Genomic DNA, 21,477 nt, shown 5'->3' with positions numbered 1-21,477 from the left:
AGACCACCGTTACCTACATCCTCAAGAAGGTTGAAAAGCCCGTTGAGGAACCCAAGACCGGTAACGTCATCGTTAACTACGTTGACGAAAACGGCAACCCCATCGGTCCCAAGACCGTAACCGATCTCTCCGGTGCACCCGTAGGCACTCCCTACGACACCACCGACAAGAAGATCACCGAATTCATTGCCGAGGACGGCTCACGCTACGTCCTGGTCCCCTCAAAGACCAAGGGCAATGAAAACGGCACCGTCGTCGAAGGCGACACCGAGGTAACCTACGTTTACCAGAAGGTCGCAAACTGGATCCCGCAGATCCCCGGTGTACCCACCGAAGACCTGCCCAAGATCCCCTACCCCTTCGATCCGACCAACCCCAACCAGCCGGTAGATCCTAACACTCCCGGCAAGGTCGTTCCTCACGTACCCGGCTACACCCCTGTCGACCCCAAGACCAACGAGCCCCTGAAGCCCGTTGACCCTGAGGACCCGAACAAGGGCTACGTACCCCCGGTACCTGAGACCCCCGGTGTGGACACCCCGATTCCGTACGTTCCTGTCAAGCCGACTGAACCTACTGAACCGCCGGTAGATCCCTCCACCCCTGGTGAGCCCACCACCCCGGCTGAGCCCACCACCCCGGCTGAGCCCACCACCCCGGCTGAGCCCACCACTCCCGGTGAGCCCACCACCCCGGCTGAGCCCAGCGTTCCTGCTGAGCCCACCACCCCGGCTGAGCCTTCCAAGCCTGCTGAGCCCACCACCCCCGGTGAGCCCACCAAGCCTGCTCAGCCCGTTGCCCCCGGCACCACCGGCGGCAACACCCCTGCCCCCAAGCAGACCCCCGCTCCTGCACCCGTCAAGGGCAGCAAGACCGGCGGTAGCCTGGCCAACACCGGTGCAGACGTAGCTCTGCTCGCAGGCCTCGGCGCCCTCATGCTGGTAGCAGGTGCAGTAGTCGTCGTCCGCCGCCGCAAGGCAGCCTAAGACAGCTACGGCAACCACCTAACCCACACCGGGTCAGGTAAATAGAGAAGGCCCCCTTCCCGATCACTCGGGAAGGGGGCCTTCCTACACCCACCACACCCACCCTTACACCCGCAACACCCACCCTGCTCCAACAGCTCCCCCTGAGCCCGGGGCCTGAACCCACCACTCCCGGTGAGCCTACCGTTCCGGAACAGCCCACCACCCCGGCTCCTGCCCAGCCCGCTGCCTCAGCACCAACACAAAACTGCCCCCATCCCAACCCGCTACGGGTCAGGATGGGGGCAGTTCTGCATCCTCACGAAAGACGGAGGCTTACCCCTAGTGGCCAAACATGACCTTGTAGGCCAAGAAGAACATGAGGGCGGCAATACCGGCGTCAAGGACGCGCCAGGCCCGGGGGTTAGCGAAAATAGGACGCAAAAAGCGGCTACAGGAGGCCAGCAGGGTAAACCAAATCAGGCTACCGGCGACCGTCCCCGCATAAAAAAGCCACCGGTATTCCCCCTGCTGGGCAGCAATGCCCCCAATCAGCACAAAAGTATCAAGGTAGGTGTGGGGGTTCAGGTAGGTCATGGCAGCAGCAATCAGCAGGGCCTTGCCCAGGGTCTGCGGGCCGCTGTCCTTACTGCTGACCTTCATAGCCGACGGACGCAGGGCCCGCTTGGCAGCCATGGAACCATAAATCACCAGGAAGGCACCCCCACCCCAGCGCAGGATCTCAAGAACCCAGGCGGCGGAATCCACCAGGGCCCCGATTCCGAGGACGCCCAGGCCAATCAGGAAGGCGTCAGAGAGAATACAGAAGATAGCGATAGGCCAGATGAACTTGCCAATAATGCCCTGCTTGAGCACATAGGCATTCTGGGCGCCAATCGCCACGATGAGGGAGAGCGAGGTGCCAATACCAAAAAGGACGTGGGGGAGGATCTCTGCTGTAGTCACGAGAGACTATCGTAGGTGACCAGATAAAATAAAGCTATCTAATGAAACTTCAATAGCATAAGATAAACTTATGATTCGCTTTACCACCGACCAGCTCCAAACCTTCGTCACCGTCATCGAATACGGCACCTTCGACGCCGCCGCCGACATCCTAGGCGTCAGCGCCTCAGCCATCTCCCAACGCATCAAGGCCATGGAGCAGATCGCCGGACGGGTCCTCATCAAACGCACCAACCCCGTCGCCCCCACAGAATCGGGCCAGAGCGTCCTCCGCATCGCCCGCCAAAGCGAATTCCTCCACGCCGAAATGGAACGCGAACTCGGCGGGGGAGGGGGAGGCCAAAACGTGGCTGTGGCCGTCAATGCTGACTCCCTCGCCACCTGGTTCCTCTCGGCTGTTGCTGAGCTGGCAGCTCATGACCGCATCTTCTGCGACGTGCGTCGAGAGGCTGAGTATCACTCGTCCGCCCTGCTCCGCTCCGGCGAGGTTATGGCCGCCCTGACCTCCCAGCCTGAACCCATCGCAGGCTGTTCTGTAGAGAAGCTAGGCGACATCCGCTACCGGGTAGTGGCCTCCCGTGATTACCTGGCCCGCTACTTCCCCGACTACCCCCAGGTCACCGCCGAACAGCTGGCGCTCGCCCCCGTAGTGGAATTTGACCGCAAGGACTTCGGCCTGGCCTCCGCCCGGGGCCTACTGTTGGAACGATTCGGGGTGGATCCTGACCTGTGGAGCTCCTCGCCCACCATCTACCTGCCCAGCTCCCCAGACTATGCCCGGGCCGTCCTGGACGGAATCGCCTGGGGGATCCTGCCCGAGGTGCAGGCCCACGACGCCCTGACCTCCGGCGACCTGGTGGAACTGGCTACCGACCCGGTGGACGTACCCCTCTACTGGCAGCACTGGAACCTCAGCTCCCCCGTCCTCACCCGCCTCAGCGAGCGGGTTTACGCCGCTGCGGCAGGGGAGGGGGTACTGAGATAGGGGCTAGAGGGGCCAAAAAATTTTCTGTGTAAAATTTTTTACCCAGGAGCTTGCCTTTTGAAAACTTTACTCGTAAAGTAATAACTGTTGAAAACGAAACCAACCGCTCGAAAGGCACCATCATGGCAGAACTCACCACCGGCACCTGGAACTACGATGCAGCCCACTCAGAAGTAGGCTTCACCGTCCGCCACGCAGGCATCACCAAGGTCCGCGGCACCTTCGAACAGGTAGACGCCCAGCTCGTCATCGCCGAAAACATCGCCGACTCCACCGTCAAGGCAACCGCCCAGATCGCCTCCGTCAGCACCAACAACGCAGACCGCGACGGCCACCTCCGCAGCGGCGACTTCTTCGACGCCGACACCCACCCCGAGATGACCTTCGAATCCACCAGCTTCGAACTCGACGGCGAAGACCTCACCGTAGCAGGCAACCTCACCATCAAGGGTGAAACCCGCCCCGTCACCTTCAACGGCGAATTCACCGGCGCCGTCGTCGACGCCTTCGGCGCAACCCGCGCAGGCGCCTCCCTCACCGCCACCATCTCCCGCAAAGACTTCGGCATCACCTGGAACGCAGCCATCGAAGCCGGCGGCGTCATGGTCTCCGACAAGGTCGTCATCAACCTCGACGTAGCCTTCACCGCCCCCGAAGCCTAACCCAAAACGTCCGGCACCACTGCCGGAAACCCGGTGCGATACAAGCTGGCCCCCACCTACCTCAAGTAGATGGGGGCCAGACTTATATCAATACCTCAACTAGCCAGCAAAAGCCTGCCAGACAAAATAAATCGCTACAGCCGCAACAAACCCAAACAAGGCCCAACGGCGCAACTTCGTCTCAAAACGAGCATGCTTAATATCGGCCCGATCCTCAAACTTCTCATACGGATCAACCGGCGCTAGATTCGACGGATTCGTCGTCTCAGGCTTCCGCTCAGACATAACAAACCACCAGCTACTGCCAGCGAGTTGTCATCACCAAGCCAGCCATCATCAAACCGACACCAATCGCGATATTCCAGTTACCAATCGCAGGAATCGGGAACAAAGACTGGGAAATATAGAAAGTAATAATCCACGCAACACCCAGAAGCATCAGCGCAAACATCAGCACCCGGTACCACAGCGGCGTCGGCGAAGCGAAATCATCATCGCTATACATAGCCTCAGCCACCCGGCGCAGCTCCTCCTCGCTAAGATCCTCATCACGGATCGACTTTGAATCAGCCACAATTCCTCCAGTGGAGCAGACAACGCCCCGGCAGTTCTTAGTAAATGGTCAGATACGATTTTAGCCGTTATAGCCAATAAAGTTCTAACATTTAAAAGTACAGATACCGCACACTCCACCCAACAGACCGAGGAATACCTTTTGACAGCAACCACCCTCCCGGCAACCGGAACCCCAACCACACCCGGCCGCAAAAACTATTTCAACATCGCTGTAGGTGTTTTCGGTGAACTCCTCATAACCGTCGGCATCGTCCTACTCCTCTTCGTCGTCTGGCAACTCTGGTGGACCAACATCGCCGCCAACAACACCCAAAAAGCCGCCGTCGACAGCCTCATCCAAGAATTCAAAGTCCCCGCAGCGGCACCCGCCACCAACAACCAAGACAACAACACAGCCCCCGTCGTCCCCGACTACGACCCCCAGAACCCACCCGTAGTCACACCTCCCGCCTACGGCCAAGCCTACGGCATCGTCTACATCCCCCGCCTCGGCGAAAACTACTACCGCCCCCTCGCAGAAGGAGTCGGCACCGACGTCCTCGACACCCTCGGCCTCGGACACTACCCCGACACCCAAATGCCCGGCGAAAAAGGCAACTTCGCGCTCGCAGGCCACCGCCAAACCAACGGCGCTGTACTCGACCGCATCGACGAACTCCAAGCCGGCGACAACATCTACATCCAAACCAAAGAAGGCTTCTTCACCTACCGCGTCTACGAACACAAAATCGTCCTCCCCACCCAGGTAGAAGTCATCGCCCCCAACCCCGACGCCCCCGAAGCCCCCCTCGAAGAAGCCACCCGCCGCCTCCTCACCCTCACCAGCTGCCACCCCCGCTACGGCGACACCGAACGCTACATCGTCCACGCCGAATTCGTCGGCTGGCAACCCAACGAAGCCGGTGCCCCCGCAGAAATCGCCCACCTAGCATCTGCCTCCTAAACCCAGAACCAGCAAAGGACCCAACATGTACGCGTGGATCTTCCGCCACCTCCCAGGCCCCCTCTGGGTACGAATCATCATCTCCCTCCTGCTCATCGCAGCAACTGTATACCTCCTCATGGAATTCGTCTTCCCCTACTTTGAGGAATACAGCCCCTTCAACACCGACGTCACCATCGGGCAATAAGGACACCACCATGACCAAGATCCTCGTCATCGACAACTACGACAGCTTCGTCTTCACCCTCGTCGGCTACCTCCAACAGCTCGGCGCAGAAACCACCGTCATCCGCAACGACGAACTCACCCTCGACCAAACCCTAGAACTCGCCGCCGACCACGACGGCGTCCTCATCTCACCCGGCCCCGGCGCCCCCGCCGACGCCGGCGTCATCATCGACACCATCCGCTGGGCCGCCACCACCCACAAACCCCTCCTCGGCGTCTGCCTCGGCCACCAGGCCATCGCAGAAGCCTTCGGCGGCCTCGTCAGCCACGCCCCCGAACTCATGCACGGCAAAACCTCCCAGCTGGTCCACACCAACGACTCCGTCTTCAAAAACCTGCCCAGCCCCTTCACCGCCACCCGCTACCACTCCCTCGCGGTTGAGCCCGACACCCTCCCGGCAGAACTCGAAGTCACCTCCCGCACCGACAACGACATCATCATGGGCCTCAAACACAAAACCGCCCCCATGCACGGCGTCCAATTCCACCCCGAATCCGTGCTCACTGAAGGCGGCTACCTCATGCTCGGCAACTGGCTCGAAGAAGTAGGCCTAGAAGGCGCCGCAGCCCTCGGAACCACCCTCTCCCCACTCATCGACGCCGGGAAATAAACCCCGGGCCAGACTAGCCGGGCCAGCCGGGCCAGCCCACAGGGCCAAGCGGGCCAGCCCACAAAAAATGCCGTCCCTTCCCACAAGGAAGAGACGGCATTTTCTATAGCCGGAAAGTGCTACTGGCCGGTAGACGAAGCAGCAGCCGGTTCAGCGTTAGCCGGAGCGGTATCTGTAGTTGTCGTAGCCGCTGCGTTGTTATTGGCGTCAGATGAAGGAGCCTGGGTAGGAGCCGGAGCCTGGGTAGGAGCCTGGGTCGGCTCAGCCGCCTGGGTCTGGACGGGGGCCGGAGCCTGGGTCGGCTCAGCGGCCTGGGTAGGGGCCGGGGCCTGGGTAGGAGCCGGAGCCTGGGTCCGGGTAGTGCTCGGGGCCTGGGTGGATACCGGAGCAACAGCCACCCGGATCGTCACGGTGCTACCCTGTGCAGCCTGGGTGCCAGCGGGGATGCTCTGAGAGATCACGGTGCCAGCAGGCTCTGAAGCGGTAGTAACAGTCTCGATATTGGTGTTCAGCAGGGTATCTGACGCGGTCAGGGCGGCAATCGCAGCATCACGGTTCAAACCAACCAGGTTGGGAACCTCAACCTTACCGTTGGACAGGATGATGTCAACGGTTGACCCTGCATCGACCTTCTGGCCGGGGCCGGGGTTGACGCTGACAACCATGCCGGAGGGAACAGTCGGGTTATTGACGCTGGTGGTGCGACCGGGCACGAAACCAGCGGCTGTGAGGGCCTCACGGACGTACTGCTCTGACTGGCCTTCCAGATTATTGGGGATGGTCAGGACGGACGGACCAGACGACAGGGTCACGATAATCTCGGTACCTTCTTCAGCCTCAATGCCGGTGGCAGGGGAGGTCTTAACAACTGAACCCTTGGGGACGTCGTCTGAGAACTCTTCCTGGTACTTGAGGAGGAAGTTGCGGTTGCGGAGCTCAGTCTCAGCTTCGTCCTTGGACATGCCCTGGACGGCGGGCACGATGTGGGTGGGGACCCTGTTAAGCTCGGCCTGGTAGTAGAGCACAGAACCGACGCCGAAGGCTGCCAGGAGCAGGATCAGCATGGTGGTGAGGGCCTTGCCCCAGGCGCTGCGGCGGCGCTTTTTGCGGGCCATGTCGGCGTCCTGGCCGTAGCCGTAGCCGTAGCCGTAGAGTTCTTCATCGGTGTATTCGGACTGGGCCGAGTCAAAGAAGCTGCCAATGTTGGCTTCTTCGGTTTCCCGGTTGCCCCCAGCTGAGGCAAGTCCAGCTACTGCAAAAGCGGTGGTCGCTTCAGTCAAATCATCGTTCTGACCTGCGTACATGCCGTCGCCAGCATTCTTCAGGGCGGTGGCAAACTGCCCGGCGCTCTGGTAGCGGTCAGCAGGGTTCTTAGCCAGGCCCTTCAGGACGGCCGCGTCCAGGGCAGGCGCCACAGCTTCAGCAGCAAAGACGCTGGGGGCCTGGGGGGTCTCGCTCAGGTGCTTACCAGCAAGCTCAACGTTGGTTGCAGCGTCGAAGGGGGAACGGCCCGCGATCATCTCGTAGATAACGCAAGCGGCCGAGTAGACGTCACTCCGGGCGTCGACGTTCTCCCCCCGGGCCTGCTCAGGGGAGATGTAACGGGCGGTGCCCATGACGGTGTTCGCTTTGGTGATGTCCTCGCCAGCTTCTTCAGCGGCGCGGGCAATACCGAAGTCCATGACCTTAATCTGGGTGGCTTCGCCGTGCTGCTTATCCTCAGCGGACTGGTCCAGGATCATCACATTGGCGGGCTTGATATCGCGGTGGATAATGCCTGCACTGTGGCTGTAATCCAGGGCTTCAAGAATCTGAACGCCGTAGGAGATAGCGTCATCCTGGGTGACCTGGCCCTTGTCCAGGGCCTCGCGCAGGGTTGTTCCCTGGACGAGTTCCATGACCATGAAGGGTACTGAAACGTTAGTGCTTCCCGCCTGAATATCGAAGGAGCCGGTGTCGTAGACACCAACGATGGAGCGGTGGTTGAGGGCCGCTACTGATTCAGCTTCGCGCTGGAAACGGGCACGAAAGATAGCATCTTGGGCGTGCTCGGCGCGGAGCACCTTGAGAGCTACCTTGCGACCCAGTCGGGTGTCAGTAGCCTCGTAGACGGTCGCCATAGCGCCGGAGCCGATAACAGCTCCGACTGCGTAACGCTGATCGATAGTTTCAGGAACCTGCTGGTCCATGTATTCACCCATCATGAGTCGGTGGAGTAATTAGTTGCCGGTTTCTTCAGCACTCGGACTTGAGGCTGGGGCTGGCGTGGTTTCTGTTTCAGGAGCCGGTTCTTCACTGGCGGCAGCGCTGCTGGCTGGTGCCGATGATGGCGCAGGCTCCTGTCGGGGGGCCCTGGCCACGTAGACATCAACGCTGCTTCCTACCTCAACCCGCGAGCCTGAGGTAGGTGAAGTCCGCAGAATAGTTCCCTCGGTGGCGCTGTTGCTTTCTTCAAAGTGAATCTGCACGTTGACGCCGAGGGCGGTAATCGCTTGGATGGCTTCTTCAGAGTCTGTACCCTCCAGATTACTGGGTAGAGTCACAGATTTGGGTCCAGTTGAGTATTGAACGGTAATGGTTTCGCCCACTTCTAGGCTTCCGGTGGGGGAAACGGAGAGGACGGTGTCGATCGGCTGGTCTGAGGATACCCCGGAGGTGCGGGGGGAGAGGCCCAGGCTGGTGAGTTCGTTGACGACCTCATCCAGGGGGCGGCCTTCGAACTGGGAGGAGCGGATATCGACCCGTTTGGCGGTGGTTTCGGTTTCCTCGGCGACGGCTTCGGTGGTGGGCGGTGAGCTCACCGTGGAGACGGTGCCGGAGGCGGTCGGGCTGGGGGAGGTGTTCTCTGCCTTGCGGGTATTACCGGTCAGAATAAACCAGGCGACGGCTGCAATCAGGAGCAGGGCGAGCACGAGGGAGACCCAACCCCAGGGGTTTTTCTTCTTCTGGGGGGTCGGCGAGGCCGGGTAGGCGGCGGGGGGTGCTGCGTTGGGGACGCGGGCCGTGGTGGGTTCGGGCTCGAACCTGGCCCCGGAGCCGAAGCGGGAGGCCGCTGGGGTCACCGTGGTGGGGGCGGTGATAGCCGCAGTTGCGGCGGTGTCTGCCCCCTGGGGCAGGAAGTTGCTGAGGGAGGGGACGGCCTTGAGGGCAGCAGGGAGGTCGCGGCGGCGGATCGCATCGATTGCTGAGGCCAGGGCCGTTGCGGTGCTGGGCCGGTCTGCCGGGTCCTTGGAGAGCAGGCACATAATCAGTGCCGCTGCGGGGGCGGGGACGTCCTTGGGGAGAGGCGGCGGCGGGTCGTTGACCTGCGCCAGGGCGATGGCGATCTGGGATTCGCCGGTGAAGGGGCGCTTACCGGCTAGGCACTCGTAGCCGATGATACCCAGAGAGTACATATCTGAGGACGGGGTAGCCTGCTGGCCGGTAGCCTGCTCGGGGGCCAGGTACTGGGCGGTACCCATGACCTGGCCGGTGGCTGTCAGGGGAACCTGATCGGCCAGGCGGGCAATACCGAAGTCGGTGACCTTCACCCGCTCGTCCGGGGTGATAATCAGGTTGCCGGGCTTGACGTCACGGTGAACCAGCCCCTGGGCGTGGGCCGCAGCCAGGGCGCGGGCGGATTGCGCCATGATATTGAGGATGCGGTCAGCCGGGAGCTGCTTGTCACGCTCGATGATGTTGGAGAGCGGCTCACCGGGGACGAGTTCCATCACCAGGTAGGCAGAGCCGTCCTCTTCACCGTAGTCAAAGACGTTGGCGACGCCGGGGTGGCTGAGCAGGGCGGTGTGGCGGGCTTCGGCGCGGAAACGTTCCAGGAAGCCGGGGTCGCCGGTATATTCCTCTTTCAGAATCTTTACGGCGACGGTACGGCCCAGGACCTTATCGCGCGCCTTCCAGACCTCACCCATACCGCCAATTGCGATACGTTCGGTCAGGGTGTAGCGACCGCCAAGGGTCACATCTACTGAAGGCCTCACTTGTTCAACACCGCCTCAAAAAGTTGTTTAGCTGCGGGAGCAGCAAGCTGCGCCCCTGTCGTAACGTCTACACCTTCATAGACTACCGCGATAGCTACTTGCGGGTCGTCTGCTGGTGCAAAACCTGTGAACCAGGAGTTGTTTAATCCTGAATCACCAATCTCTGCTGTGCCGGTTTTACCGGCCACCTGTATTCCCGGGATCGCTGCTCGCGAGGCGATACCTTCGTTGACACCGGTTACCATCCAATCCCTCACCTGATGGGCGATCTCTGCGGAGGTAGAACGCCTCAGCTCTTCAGCCGAGAACTCGTAGAGGGAGCTCAGGTTGTGCGACTTGACCGACCGCACCAGGTTGGGCTTCATCTGCACGCCGTCGTTAGCGATTGCTGCGCTCATCATGGCAACCTGCAAAGGGGTGGTCTTCACATCGTACTGACCAATAGACGCCTGTGCTAGCTGGCTGTCTTCCATGTTGGTCGGGAAGACCGACTGCGACACGGTCAGGGGAATCTGAAGGTCTTGCCCGTAGCCGAAGTTGCTGGCTGTCTGGGCGATGGTTTCTTCACCCAGGTCCATAGCAATCTGCGCGAAGGGGGTATTGCAGGACTGCGCCAGGGCCCACTCGATGGTGGCGGACGTGCGGGTGGAGCACTGGCCGCCGATGTAGTTGGGCAGGACGCTACCGGAGTTGGGTAGGGGAAGGTTCTGGGGGTTGGGGATTACCGAGTCGGCGTTGTACTTGCCGGATTCGAGGGCGGCTACAGCGTCAATGATTTTGAAGGTTGAGCCGGGGGCGTAGGTATCACCTGCGATAGCCCGGTTAAAGAGCGGCCGGTTGGGGTCGCTGTTGAGGGCCTCGTAGCGGCCCAGGACGGACTCGGTGTTGTGGGACGACAGCTCGTTGGGGTCGTAGGAGGGGGTGGAGGCCATAGCCAGAATCTCACCGGTTTTGGGGTTGAGGGCGACGATGGCACCCTTGTGACCTTCCAGGAGGCTGTAGGCCAGCTGCTGGAGCTGCCCGTTGATGGTGAGTTCGACGCTGGCACCCTGGGCCGTGTTGCCGGTAAACATTTGGGCAAGGCGGTCGTAGAACTGGGCGTCAGAGTTGCCAGAGAGCTGGTCGTTCATGACGGATTCCAGGCCGGTAGCCCCGTAGATGGACGAGAAGTAGCCGGTAATCCCAGCGTAGAGGTAGGGCTGGGAGTAGTGGCGCTGGAAGGCGTAACCGTTGTTGGATTCGACGGAGGACGCGATTTCGACCCCGTCGACGACGATGGAGCCGCGTTGGGATCCGTAGCTTTCGTAGAGGGTGCGGGAGTTCCATGAGTTGGCCTGGAGATTTTTTGCGTCAAAGAACTGGATGTAGGTGAGGGTGCCGAGCAGCATCACGAAGACACAGGCTGCAGCAATCCAGGCTCTGCGGATGGCCCTATTCACGGGTGGCACCTCCTGCCCGGTTGGTTTCGGTGAGTCGGGAAATGACGGACGTTGCCCCTTCGGCTTCGTAGCCGTCGGCGTCGATGCTGTCGGTGACGTCGAATTCTTCGACGACGTGGGGGGCCCGGGCCGTGTGGGAGATAGCGAGCAGGATTGCGACAATAACCCAGTTGGAGAGGAGGGATGAGCCACCTGCTGACATGAAGGGGGTGGTGAGGCCGGTGAGGGGGATCAGGCGGGTGACGCCGCCGATGACGACGAAGAGCTGGATCACCATGAGGGCGGAGAAGCCGGCGGCGAGGAGTTTGCCGAAGGCATCCCGGGTGCCCAGGGCGGCGCGGAAGCCGCGGGAAACGAGCAGGAGGTAGAGCATGAGGATGGCACTCAGGCCCAGCAGGCCCAGTTCTTCACCCAGGGCGGTGATAATCATGTCTGAATTGGAATATGAGACTAGATCCGGACGGCCGTTGCCCCACCCGCGTCCGAACAGGCCGCCGGAGGCCAGGCCAAAGAGGCCCTGCACAATCTGGCCCGAGCCGCCGAGGGGCTGGTTGTAGATTTCAGGGTCAAAGGCATGAACCCAGGAGTTGATGCGGTAGTAGACGTGGGAGATGTAGTTGTAGGCCAGGACGCCGCCAGCACTTACAAAGAGCAGGCCGAGGGCTACCCAGGTCAGGCTACCGGTAGCCAGGAAGAGCATGGCCAGGAAGATGCCGAAGAAGAGGATGGCTGACCCTAGGTCACGCTGGAAGACCAGGACCGCCAGGGAGACGAACCAGGCGATGAACATGGGGGCCAGGTCTTTGAAGCGGGGCAGGCGGACGGGCCCAATCTTCTTACCCGCCAGCATGATGAGATCCCGGTGGGTTGAAAGATAGCCAGCGAAGAATATAGCCAGGGTGATTTTAGCGATTTCACCAGGCTGGAAGGTGCGGCCACCCAGTGAAATCCAGATGCGGGCACCATTGATCTCCACCCCGACAAAGGGCAGGAGCGGCAGGAGCAGGAGGACAATAGATGCCACGAGCGATATATAAATAACCCGGCGTAGAACCCGGTGGTCACGCAAGAAGAAAAGCACCACCGTAGCAGCAACCATGGCCAGGCCGGTCCACATGAGCTGAGCCCCACCAGCGTTCGCGGTGGTGGTCAAATCAATCCGGTAAATCATGGCCAGGCCAATACCGTTGAGGGCCAGAGCAATCGGCAAGATAAAGGGATCGGCATACCGGGCCCGCGCATACATCACACCGTGCAAGAGGAGGGCGCACACACCCTGAACCACCAGGGCCTGCAACCAGAACCCGTTTTCAATCGCGGTTTCAGGGTCTACCAGGTACATGGCAGAAGGGCCCAGGGCGAGGGCCACCAGGATCAGCAGCAGCTCGGTAATACGGCGGGAGCGGGGTAGCTCGGTCGTCTGAGAGGGACTCATGGGTTACCTCCTTGCTCGGTTGCCGGGGACGAAGAATGGGTAGGACCAGCGGACGGGGCCGGGCTGGCCGACGGGCTGGCCGACGACGTGGGGCTAGCAGTGGAAACACTGCCGGGCTGGACGCTACCGTCCTGCCCCTCAGCCCCCTGCTCAGGAAGCTGCTCCCTGAGGTTCTGCACAATCTGCTGGGCCTCCTCCATACTCCCCGCCCGCAAGGTGCTACGCAGCAGGGACTGGGAGAACTCCGGCAAATCAGCAGCCTCAATGTCCGTCTGCTCCACCACGGTATGCAGGTGAACAGGCCCAATATGCTGGTTCAAACCGTTATAAACAGTCACCCGGTCATTCTCAACACCCACAAAATACTGGGACTTACCCCAAGAAATCAGGCTCATCATAGAGGCCGCCGCCACGCTCAAGGTCAAAGCCGCCACAAACACCCGCATGGGCCAGCGGTGCGGCGACGGAGGCACCTGGCTACTGAGAGCCACCCGGTACTCTTCAGGAAGCTCAGCCGGTTCGAGAGTATTCTCAGCCGGGGTCGCCGGAAGGGTCGCCAGAGTCTGGGCTGTACGGGCAGTCACAGCAGGAATCATGCCGGTCTGGGTAGCATTCACCGCTGAACCCACCAGGGCGTGAGGCCGCTCAGCAAGCTCTTGACGCAGGACGGACGCCGGCGTCGGCTCAGAATCCTCACCCTCCCCATCAGCAGGGTGAGGGCTCGAATCAACACCAGCCCGAACAGTCATCGTGTTCAGAACACCGTCGCTAAAAGACTCACCCCGCCACTTCCCATGGCGCAGGGCATGACGCACCTTAGCGTGCTGGGGCAGGCGGCGTCGCCAGGGGAAATGATGCCCTTCCTGATCAGCAGGCTCTGCCGGGGCACCCCCCTCACGCTCACCCTCAGGGGCAGCGTCCTGACCCTCAACCTCAGAAGGCCACACCCCCACAAACTTGCCATCCTCACCGTACTTACGCACGGGAATAATAGGCTGGGGGGCGGTAATAGCAGCAGACAGGGAATCAGCCTCAATAACAGACAGGGCCACAACAGTGACGTTATCAGGGGCCCCCCGCTCCAAGGTCATCTCAGTCAAAATATCGACAACCTGCTGCAGGTCACCGGTCGAGCGCATCACAGCCTCGATCTCACTGACCTGAACCACGGCGTCCAAACCGTCAGAGCTCAAAACCCACTTCTCACCCACCACAGCATCCAGGGTGCGTAACTCCAACTCAGGGGAAGCATCAACGTCCCCCAAGACCCGCATAATCACATTCTTATGGGGGTGGGCCTCAGCCTCCTCAGGGGAAATCCGCCCCTCCTGCAAGAGGCGCTGCACAAAGGTATGATCAGTAGTAATCTGCTCAAAAACCCCATCCCGCAGGCGGTAAGCGCGGGAATCACCAATATGGGCCAACTCAATCCGGTCGCCATCCACCAGCAGGGCAGTGCAGGTCGTACCCATACCAGCCAGACGCGGATTAAGCCCCACCAACTCATTCATAATGAGGTTGGCATTCACAATCTCATCAGCCAGATAAATACTGGCATGACCATCGAAACCAGTGCGGTCAAGCGGCGTCAAATCAAGCACGGTCGTCGCCGACGCAACGTCGCCACCCACATGACCACCCATGCCGTCAGCAACTACCGCCAGGTAATGGCCCGCATAACCAGAATCATCATTTTTTGAGCGCACCCTACCCACATCAGAGCGGGCAGCAAAACGAAAAGCAATATTCATGCACTAGGCCTTCAGCTGCAAGACGGTGCGGCCCACACGGAAGGGCTGACCCACCTCAACCGGGGTGGCCCGGGTCAGACGGTTTTCGTCCACAAAAGTACCGTTCGTCGAACCGAGATCCTCAAGGAACCACCGGGAACCCTGCGGGAAAAGACGGGCATGACGGCCCGAGGCGTAATCATCCTGAAGGGAAACCTCAATATCGGTGGCCCGGCCAATAAAAACCGGGTCATCCCCCAGACGCATGACAGCACCCGCCTGGGCACCCTCAACAATCATGAGCTGCGACGCCCGCGCAGGCAGGGGAGCCGGAGCCGGATGCGCCGGAGTCGGCGGAGCAAGAGAAGCCTCAGCCTGATAGGGGGCAGTACGCACATTACGGCCGATACCAAGATCACGACGAGCCGAAGCCAGCACCATAAAGACAAAAAGCCACAGCAACATCAAAAACGCAAAGCGCAACACCGTTACAGTAATCTCAGAGGCCACAGGCTACCCCTTTCGAACCATCAGTCGGAACACGATACGGGCACTCCCCATCTCAAGGACAGTTCCACTCTTAATTTCAGCCCGGCCATGGAGCCGCTGGCCATTGACGTAAGAACCGTTCGTTGAGCCGAGATCAACAGCCAGGTAGGTGCCATCCTGCTCCACAATTTCAAGGTGACGGCGGGACACCCCAGAATCATCCAGGGTGATATCAGCATTAGACCCCCGGCCCAGGGTCACCGGCAGGGACCGCACCATCACGCGCTCGCCGTTGATGTCGAGGACGACCTGCGGCTTGGGCTGCTGCGGTGCCTGATAGGGAGGGGCCGGGGCGGCAGCAGGCCGCGCCGGACGGGTAATGCGGGTCGGCAGGGAATCCGTCGCGGAGCCCGGGTGCCCGCCTGCTGCCGGGGCGTAAGGGGCCGGGGCGGCAGCGTCCTCAGGGCCCTGCAGCTTGACGAGGGAACCCGTGACGATAAAATCGCCAGGCTCAAGATCGTGTGCGACAGCGAAGGTGACGCGCACAGTGCCCCGCAGGGAGTAGCCCTGGGCGCGGCCATGGCGGACGACGACGTCGCACAGCTCCTCAGCGAGAGGCACCCCCCACTGCTGGGCGCGGTGGAAGTCAGGGGCCGAAAATTCAACGGTAAAAACATTGGGGGCCAGGGTACGACCGGACGCAACAGCGTAGGCCTTATCGTCCATCTCAGTGCGGATACGGTTGGCGATATCAACCGGCTCGAAGGTGCCGGACTTACTGAAGGTGCTACGCACAGCTTTTTCGAGGCCCTGCTCTAGCCTGTTGATGAACCCCATGCCTGCCTCCTTCATCATCAAAACCCTGGACTAGCATCAAAGTCTGGTGGCATGTCACGAACGCCCTCTATCTGCGGCGGTGTGAATGCCAGGCTCCCGGGCATGGTCTGCCGGTAGCCTAAGGTTCTAGTCTAGTGGATAACCGTAAAAACTCCCTTAGAAAACCTGGTAAAGACCTCCCGGTAACCCCAGAAAATGCAGGACTGAGTGAGGGCCCCTACCCACCCTGACTGCATAAAGTGATGGGAGACACTTCGGCTCGGTTGGACAAACCCTTTACGGTGTGTGTATAGTAATCTTCGTTGCTCATTCAGCAACGTAAAAAAATGAATAATGCGCAAGTGGCGGAATTGGCAGACGCGCTGGCTTCAGGTGCCAGTGATCGCAAGATCGTGGGGGTTCAAGTCCCCCCTTGCGCACAGCGAAGAAAAACCCGTTTCCCTTAGTGAGAGCTAGAGGGGGCGGGTTTTTTCGTGTCTGAAAAAGGTTGCTTGACAAAAATCTGACAAAAAGATGTTGAGCAACGTACCGGTGCGGGTGGCTAGTTTGCGTGGCTGCTGCGTGACGTTGCGGGCAGGGCTTCGAGGTGCGGGCCGGGGCTGGGAGAGTGTCAGCGAGCGCGGGCACGGTGTGCGAGGTGGGGCGGACGCGGATAAATGGCGGGGTAGTTGGCCGGTGGTATTGGTGCCTAATACTGCTGGGCCTATGGTGTCAGTGGACGGCTACGGGGTGCCGGTGGCCGGTGGCCGGTGGCGGGGTCGGCTTGGGGTGTGCCCGGTAGCAGGTTGCCCCTTGGGGTGGTGGGTGTCCATGAGGTCAGGGGGTGCGGGTTGCTGGGCGGTGTGGGTGGCTGGCTGCGGTGGGGCGTGTGGCCAGTAGCCTGTTGGGTAAATCTGCATAAATCGCATAAGTATGCACTATAATCGCGCATGCGCGACCCCCGGGTAAGAGAGCGGGGGGAGAGGATAGGAACGCCCCGGGTAGTGTCCACGGGCTGCGGTGCTAGAGATTTTACCGCCCCCCTGGGGGTGCTAGGCCCGGCGGCAGGTAAGGGTATTCAGTGGAGCGCTCGCCGCCTGCGTGCTGGCTCCCGGCTCCCGGTGCTGCGTGCTCTTATGCGGGGTCTGAATACCCCGGGTGTCCCGTTTATCTGTGGGTGTTGTGTTCGGGGCTGTGGGGGTTAATTTTGCTTCATGTATGGGGTGCGCGGCTGGTGGGCTTATCTGATGGCAGTAGATGAAGCACAGAATGGGGGCCGGGGTTATCTTCTGCTGCGAGGTCAGTGCGGGCCGGATTGCTGGCCGGTGTAGCTGATGTGGACGGTGTGGCCTGTAGGGTTGCTGCGGTATCGAGGGCTGCGGCCAGGGTGACGGGGCCAGTGAGCGCCGGGCACAGGTGCGAGTGTGCAGCGGGCGGCGAGCGCGGGCAAGGTGTGCGAGGTGGGGCGCGGGTGCATGGGCCAAGGGGTCGGGGCTATCTTCTGCTGTGTAGTTGGCATAGATGAGGCGGGTAACGTCTAGGGCTGCGGGCTTGGTGGGGGTGGCAGTGCTGGGCCGTAGGCGTGTGCGGGCGGTGAGGTTGGTGGGCTTGTTGCAGTGTTGAGGGCTGCGGCCAGGGTGGCGGGGCCAGTGAGCGCCGGGCACGGGTGCGAGTGTGCAGCGGGCGGCGAGCGCGGGCGGGGGCTGCTGGCTGGTGTAGCTGATGTGGACGGTGTGGCCTGTGGGGTTGGTGCGATGTCGAGGGGGCGGGCTGGCTTACGGTGTGGTGGGTGGTAAGTGGTTGATTAACCTATAGTGCGGCCTGTATCGTTGCAGTTACAACGGGCTGGTTACCAGAACGTTGCCAGCATAGGCCCCCGCTTTTGGGGGTCTTTTTGTTTGCCCTGTGTTCCCTGAATTTGGTTCGGGTGGCTGGCTGGTGGTGTCAGAGTGCGCCGGGCGGTACGCGGTGCGGTGGACAGGCGCGGGACTGTCGCCGGTAGGTGTCGAGGTGCTGCGAGGTCAGCACGGGCGGGGTTGCTGGCCGGTGTGGCTGGTGTAGCGGCGGGGCTGGTGAGCTTGTCACGGTGTCGAGGGCTGCGGCCAGGGTGGCGGGGCCAGTGAGCGCCGGGCACGGGTGCGAGTGTGCAGCGGGCGGCGAGCGCGGGCACGGCGTGCGGGGTGGGGCGCATAGGCGGCGGGTTAGTGCTGCTGGGCGTACGGGCGAGGGTAGCGTGTAGGCTGCGGGGCCGGTTGGTTTGCTGCGGTATCCAGAGGTGCGGGGTTACCCGGTGGCGGTGGTGGGTGCTTATGAGGTCGAGGGGTGCGGGCTGCTGGTGTTGGGCCGGTGCCCACGGTTCCCGGTACTGGGCTGGTGGTGGGTGGCGCTCGCCGCCTGTGTGTTGGCTTTCGGCTCCCGGTGCTGCGTGCTCTTCTGCGGGACTGGAATAGGGTGGGTGGTTCGTTCACCCGTGGGTGTTGTGTTCGGGGCTGTGGGCGTTAATTCTGGCTCGTAGGCGGGGCGCTGGGGCTGGCGTGTGAGACTGTGAGACGCGTTAGAAACACCTGTGAGGGGATGTCACTATACCCGTAGGGGGTGACAGGTGGGGGAGGGGGGGCACCCCCCCGGGGTAGGGTTAGGCGCTGGTGTCGCCGTGTTGCTGCTGGCAGAAGATGGAGCAGAACGGGCCAGGGCTATTCTCTGGTACGAGGTCAGCACAGACAGGGCAAGTATCAAGGCGGGCAGCGGCAAGGGCGGCGAGCGCGGCGCGGTCACTATCGGTCAGTTGGATAGCTGCGGTAATGGACTCTAAGGGCGTATTGGTGAGGGTGTCCAGGGCAGCGCGTAGGGTGGTGGTCTTATCCTGCTGCGGGGCCGGTGCTGGCTGGTGGTGGGCTAACACAGCTCTTATCTGTTCTAGGGTGGCGGGTGTGTGGCGGGGTGCGTAGTAGGGTTGGGCGCTCCATAAGAGGGCGGCGGCTTCGAGGTGCTGCGTACATTCTAGGTGGGCTGCTGCTGACTCCCAGATGTGGGCCTTGATAGAAGCTAGAGCGTCTAGAGCGGTACGGGCAGCTGCGGCGCGGTAGGCAGGGTGGGCGCTGGTGGTGTAGCCGGTCAGGGCGGTAGCGAGGTGGGTTAGTTCGGTATCGGTCAGAGCCGGGGCCGGTGGGGTCTGCTGGCTGGTGGTGCTCATGGTTCCCAGATTAACAGGGGTGGGCGGTCTTGTGTTCCGGTCATGGTACCGGCTGGGCTAGGTGGCTCTACTGGTCGGCAAGGATAGCGTTTACCCCGGCCAGCTCTTCAAGGACTTTCTCTAGGGCGGCGTTAAATTCCGGGTCTGTGCTGCTGGTGGGTGTGGTGTCCATACGGTTCCCCTCTGCGGTGCTGGTGACTGGTCGAGAGGTGCGGGGTAGCTGTGGGCCGGTGTCTGTGCGTTCGATAAGCCAGGGTGTGCGGTGCTGGCCGGTAGATGTGGAGCTGGTGGCGCTCTTCATCGTCTAAGGCCCTTTCGTTGTGGAAGTGGGGCGTGTGGTGCTGGCCGGTAGGCGCGGTAGCTGCTGCGGTGCTGGCCGGTGGTGCGCTTGCTCGCCGCCGGTTGTGCCCGACCGCTTGCGGGCGGCTCTATCAGATGTTCTTTCTCTTCTCTTTCTCTTCTCTTTAATCTTTCTCTATTGTGTATCGTTTCAATACACCCCCCTGTCTTGTTTCGATACAGGGGGTGTCTAATTTCAGTACAGGGGGTGTATCGAACCGATACAGGGGGTGTCTCGTTTCAATACAGGGTGCAAAACTGACACCTCTCAAAATGGCGGGGGTGTCTAATTTCAGTACAGGGGGTGTATCGAACCGATACAGGGGGTGTCTAATTTCAGTACAGGGGGTGTCTAATTTCAATACACCCCCCTGTCTTGTTTCAATACAGGGGCGCGGGTTTTTGCTGACACATCGGGCGAAAGTGTAGCGCAAAACCTGACACCAGATGATAGCCCCACCAACGCCGGGCAGCGAGCGCGGCGGCATACCTGAGAACCTGTAAACGAGGGCGCGGGTAACTGGTGGGCGCAGGTGCTAGGCGGCGTACTGGTGCCCGGCGGGTATGGGCACACCGGCCAGCCATAAGAGGGCAGCACAAAGCGCCCCACACCGTCACCAGCAGGGGCGCTTTATCCACCAGAGAGCACGAAAAAAAGGGGGGGCTAGGCGGACTGCTCCGCTTTCATTATCTCTTCTAACCGGGCAAGCTGCTGTTGCCTGTTCTCTTCCTCATTCTGGCTTGCCCACTTCGAACGTGTGGGGCTTTCCTTGGTGGCGCTCGCCGTGCTGGTGGGGCCTGCAAGGGCCAGGTGAGCAGCAGGGGCGGGCTGAGTGCTCCCGGCTTGCTCTTCGTCTGCGGGGGTAGTGCGTAGGTGAGCTAGGGGCGGGGCAGTTAGAGCCGGTTGGGTGGCACCAAGACCAGCAGGGGCGGCGGGTGGCTGCGGGGTCGGGTCGATAACCTCACCTGAGTACACTGTATCGTCTGCTCCATTATCTGCTACCGGGTCAGTAAGCACAGCAGGGGCGGCGGGTATCTCGCACCAGTCGGGGGCACTCTGCTCTATCAAGGCGTAGAAGTTCAGATAGACCAAACATGTTGATGATGATTCCCCACGGGTTGGCGCTTGACGATACATCTCAGCTAAATCGCCCATACTGTCGCTAATAAGACCCCGTGCAAGGAACTTTTTATAAGCACTGTTCACCGTGGCACGGCTTGCCCCTATCTCCCTTGCTATTTTGCTCTGTGAGAGCCAACTAGCCCCGCCTTTATATGGGTCGCTTGACTCAACAATGAAACTGAGCACCGTCTTTTCAACGCCGGTCAGTGAGCGCACAGCCCGAGCAAGCGTCATGCGGTAATAGGGACTGAAGATTACTTCGTTTGGGTCTTTCTCGTACTTCTCCAGAACTTGCTCTCTGTACATGGGGGCCTTATCCGTTCTCTCAGTTCAATCATTCCAGCCGCGCCCTTGCTGACCACCGGGCGGCGAGCGCCCCCACAACAAACGGGCCAATGAGGGCAAGGGGGGGCAACAAGTGGGGGTTAGGCGTTGGTGGGCTGGCCTGTTGGGGCAGGGGCGTGCATATCCTGGCAGCTAGGGCACACGGGGGCGGCGCGGTTTATGCGGTAATCAGCAGGTAGCACAGCACCACATAAGGGCGCTCTAGGGGTGGGGCGGGTTAGGTGGATAACCTGGGCGGGGTCATAGCCGCGTATCTCTGGGTAGCGTTCGCCTGACTCTACGGCGTGCAACCAGCTGGTGAGTTCATCGACAAGGGCGCGTACCTCTTCGAGGGTGTACTCGTCGGCAGCTATGTCGATATAGGCCATGTCAGTGGTAGGCGCACCTGCTGGTGAGTAAGGGGAACGGTAGATCCAAGCGGTGAGATAATCAGATTCCCAGTGATTAGCTACATGAAGCGCGTCCTCTGCTGCGGGACTGGCATTTTTCAGGCGGTAGCCCGCAGGCAAGGGGGCAGGGTGTTCGGTGGTGGTCATGGTGGGTTTTCTCCTTACTGGTTGAGGGGGGCGCTCGCTGGCTTTCGTGTATATTTACCGCCCCGGCCCCTGCGTTAGTTTTCCAGACCGTGCAGGGGGTGGGGCCTTTATCCAGTTGG

The 21,477-nt window shown here is 61.1% G+C and carries 19 protein-coding genes, 1 tRNA gene and 1 pseudogene; 7 read left to right on the top strand and 14 right to left on the bottom strand.

Annotated features, from left to right (window positions below; translation table 11 throughout):
• The coding region (locus tag L7A15_RS10695) for a MucBP domain-containing protein (RefSeq protein WP_272879361.1) at nucleotides 1-986 on the top strand (986 nt) is incomplete at its 5' end.
• 321 nt (nucleotides 987-1,307) lie between these two features.
• Here L7A15_RS10695 and L7A15_RS09190 read toward each other — a convergent pair.
• Nucleotides 1,308-1,931, bottom strand: coding sequence for a LysE/ArgO family amino acid transporter (locus L7A15_RS09190; protein ID WP_237208416.1), 624 nt, complete (start codon nucleotides 1,929-1,931; stop codon nucleotides 1,308-1,310).
• A gap of 70 nt (nucleotides 1,932-2,001) precedes the next feature.
• Here L7A15_RS09190 and L7A15_RS09185 point away from each other — a divergent pair, with 70 nt between their 5' ends.
• Both L7A15_RS09185 and L7A15_RS09180 read left to right on the top strand, forming a co-directional pair.
• Nucleotides 2,002-2,916, top strand: coding sequence for a LysR family transcriptional regulator ArgP (locus L7A15_RS09185; protein WP_237208417.1), 915 nt, complete (start codon nucleotides 2,002-2,004; stop codon nucleotides 2,914-2,916).
• Nucleotides 2,917-3,038: 122 nt separating this feature from the next.
• Nucleotides 3,039-3,578 carry a YceI family protein gene (locus L7A15_RS09180; RefSeq protein ID WP_237189677.1) on the top strand — a complete coding sequence of 180 codons (540 nt, stop codon included), beginning with the start codon at nucleotides 3,039-3,041 and terminating at the stop codon, nucleotides 3,576-3,578.
• 99 nt (nucleotides 3,579-3,677) lie between these two features.
• Here the strand turns inward: L7A15_RS09180 and L7A15_RS09175 are convergent, their stop codons facing one another.
• Nucleotides 3,678-3,863 carry a hypothetical protein gene (locus L7A15_RS09175; RefSeq protein WP_237208418.1) on the bottom strand — a complete coding sequence of 62 codons (186 nt, stop codon included), beginning with the start codon at nucleotides 3,861-3,863 and terminating at the stop codon, nucleotides 3,678-3,680.
• Between the two features lie 13 nt (nucleotides 3,864-3,876).
• Nucleotides 3,877-4,152 (bottom strand): cell division protein CrgA, encoded by a 276-nt coding sequence (locus L7A15_RS09170; protein WP_237189670.1) that lies wholly within the window; start codon nucleotides 4,150-4,152, stop codon nucleotides 3,877-3,879.
• A 141-nt stretch (nucleotides 4,153-4,293) separates the two neighbouring features.
• Between L7A15_RS09170 and L7A15_RS09165 the strand changes: the two genes are divergently transcribed.
• From L7A15_RS09165 to L7A15_RS09155, 3 genes are read left to right on the top strand one after another with little or no spacing between them, the layout of a single operon-like run.
• Nucleotides 4,294-5,097 carry a class E sortase gene (locus L7A15_RS09165; RefSeq protein ID WP_237201395.1) on the top strand — a complete coding sequence of 268 codons (804 nt, stop codon included), beginning with the start codon at nucleotides 4,294-4,296 and terminating at the stop codon, nucleotides 5,095-5,097.
• A 25-nt stretch (nucleotides 5,098-5,122) separates the two neighbouring features.
• Complete coding sequence (locus tag L7A15_RS09160; RefSeq protein WP_237189906.1) at nucleotides 5,123-5,284, top strand: hypothetical protein; 162 nt, start codon at nucleotides 5,123-5,125, stop codon at nucleotides 5,282-5,284.
• Nucleotides 5,285-5,294: 10 nt separating this feature from the next.
• A complete protein-coding gene (locus L7A15_RS09155; protein ID WP_237208419.1) occupies nucleotides 5,295-5,936 on the top strand; it encodes an aminodeoxychorismate/anthranilate synthase component II in 642 nt (213 codons plus the stop codon).
• Between the two features lie 119 nt (nucleotides 5,937-6,055).
• On the opposite strand, the gene pknB is transcribed toward L7A15_RS09155, so the two are convergent.
• The 7 genes from pknB to L7A15_RS09120 are packed head-to-tail and all read right to left on the bottom strand — an operon-like array spanning nucleotide 6,056 to nucleotide 15,843.
• Nucleotides 6,056-8,125 (bottom strand): Stk1 family PASTA domain-containing Ser/Thr kinase, encoded by a 2,070-nt coding sequence (gene pknB / locus L7A15_RS09150; protein ID WP_237212461.1) that lies wholly within the window; start codon nucleotides 8,123-8,125, stop codon nucleotides 6,056-6,058.
• Between the two features lie 30 nt (nucleotides 8,126-8,155).
• Nucleotides 8,156-9,913, bottom strand: coding sequence for a protein kinase domain-containing protein (locus tag L7A15_RS09145; protein WP_237208421.1), 1,758 nt, complete (start codon nucleotides 9,911-9,913; stop codon nucleotides 8,156-8,158).
• Nucleotides 9,910-11,352: a peptidoglycan D,D-transpeptidase FtsI family protein gene (locus L7A15_RS09140; protein WP_237208422.1), complete on the bottom strand. Its 1,443-nt coding sequence runs from the start codon at nucleotides 11,350-11,352 to the stop codon at nucleotides 9,910-9,912. Before L7A15_RS09140 ends, L7A15_RS09145 begins: the two co-directional genes overlap by 4 nt.
• Nucleotides 11,345-12,787, bottom strand: coding sequence for an FtsW/RodA/SpoVE family cell cycle protein (locus tag L7A15_RS09135; RefSeq protein ID WP_237208423.1), 1,443 nt, complete (start codon nucleotides 12,785-12,787; stop codon nucleotides 11,345-11,347). Before L7A15_RS09135 ends, L7A15_RS09140 begins: the two co-directional genes overlap by 8 nt.
• Nucleotides 12,784-14,538 carry a PP2C family protein-serine/threonine phosphatase gene (locus L7A15_RS09130; RefSeq protein WP_237208424.1) on the bottom strand — a complete coding sequence of 585 codons (1,755 nt, stop codon included), beginning with the start codon at nucleotides 14,536-14,538 and terminating at the stop codon, nucleotides 12,784-12,786. The genes L7A15_RS09135 and L7A15_RS09130 overlap by 4 nt, the downstream gene beginning before the upstream one ends.
• A gap of 3 nt (nucleotides 14,539-14,541) precedes the next feature.
• On the bottom strand, nucleotides 14,542-15,027 hold the full coding sequence (locus L7A15_RS09125) for an FHA domain-containing protein FhaB/FipA (RefSeq protein WP_237188762.1): 486 nt from the start codon (nucleotides 15,025-15,027) through the stop codon (nucleotides 14,542-14,544).
• Between the two features lie 3 nt (nucleotides 15,028-15,030).
• Nucleotides 15,031-15,843, bottom strand: a complete 813-nt coding sequence (locus L7A15_RS09120) for an FhaA domain-containing protein (protein ID WP_237208425.1) — start codon at nucleotides 15,841-15,843, stop codon at nucleotides 15,031-15,033.
• Between the two features lie 335 nt (nucleotides 15,844-16,178).
• On the opposite strand from L7A15_RS09120, the gene L7A15_RS09115 reads away from it, so the two are divergent.
• Nucleotides 16,179-16,262: transfer RNA gene (locus tag L7A15_RS09115), tRNA-Leu, on the top strand.
• Nucleotides 16,263-18,457: 2,195 nt separating this feature from the next.
• Here L7A15_RS09115 and L7A15_RS09110 read toward each other — a convergent pair.
• The 4 genes and pseudogenes from L7A15_RS09110 to L7A15_RS09100 form a co-directional block, all read right to left on the bottom strand.
• On the bottom strand, nucleotides 18,458-19,015 hold the full coding sequence (locus L7A15_RS09110; RefSeq protein WP_237212459.1) for a hypothetical protein: 558 nt from the start codon (nucleotides 19,013-19,015) through the stop codon (nucleotides 18,458-18,460).
• A gap of 1,003 nt (nucleotides 19,016-20,018) precedes the next feature.
• The gene (locus L7A15_RS09105; RefSeq protein WP_237212456.1) at nucleotides 20,019-20,510 is read right to left on the bottom strand and encodes a hypothetical protein; all 492 of its coding nucleotides are present in this window, start codon (nucleotides 20,508-20,510) and stop codon (nucleotides 20,019-20,021) included.
• Between the two features lie 24 nt (nucleotides 20,511-20,534).
• Nucleotides 20,535-20,711, bottom strand: a pseudogene (locus L7A15_RS10800) (helix-turn-helix domain-containing protein); the annotation flags it as partial.
• A 191-nt stretch (nucleotides 20,712-20,902) separates the two neighbouring features.
• Entirely contained in the window at nucleotides 20,903-21,358 is a 456-nt protein-coding gene (locus L7A15_RS09100; protein WP_237212453.1) for a hypothetical protein, read from the bottom strand.
• Nucleotides 21,359-21,477: the final 119 nt, after the last annotated feature.

The organism is Rothia nasimurium (assembly GCF_928391935.1).
GTDB classification, from domain to species: Bacteria; Actinomycetota; Actinomycetes; order Actinomycetales; family Micrococcaceae; genus Rothia; species Rothia nasimurium_D.
This window is presented reverse-complemented; position numbering and strand designations above follow the sequence as displayed.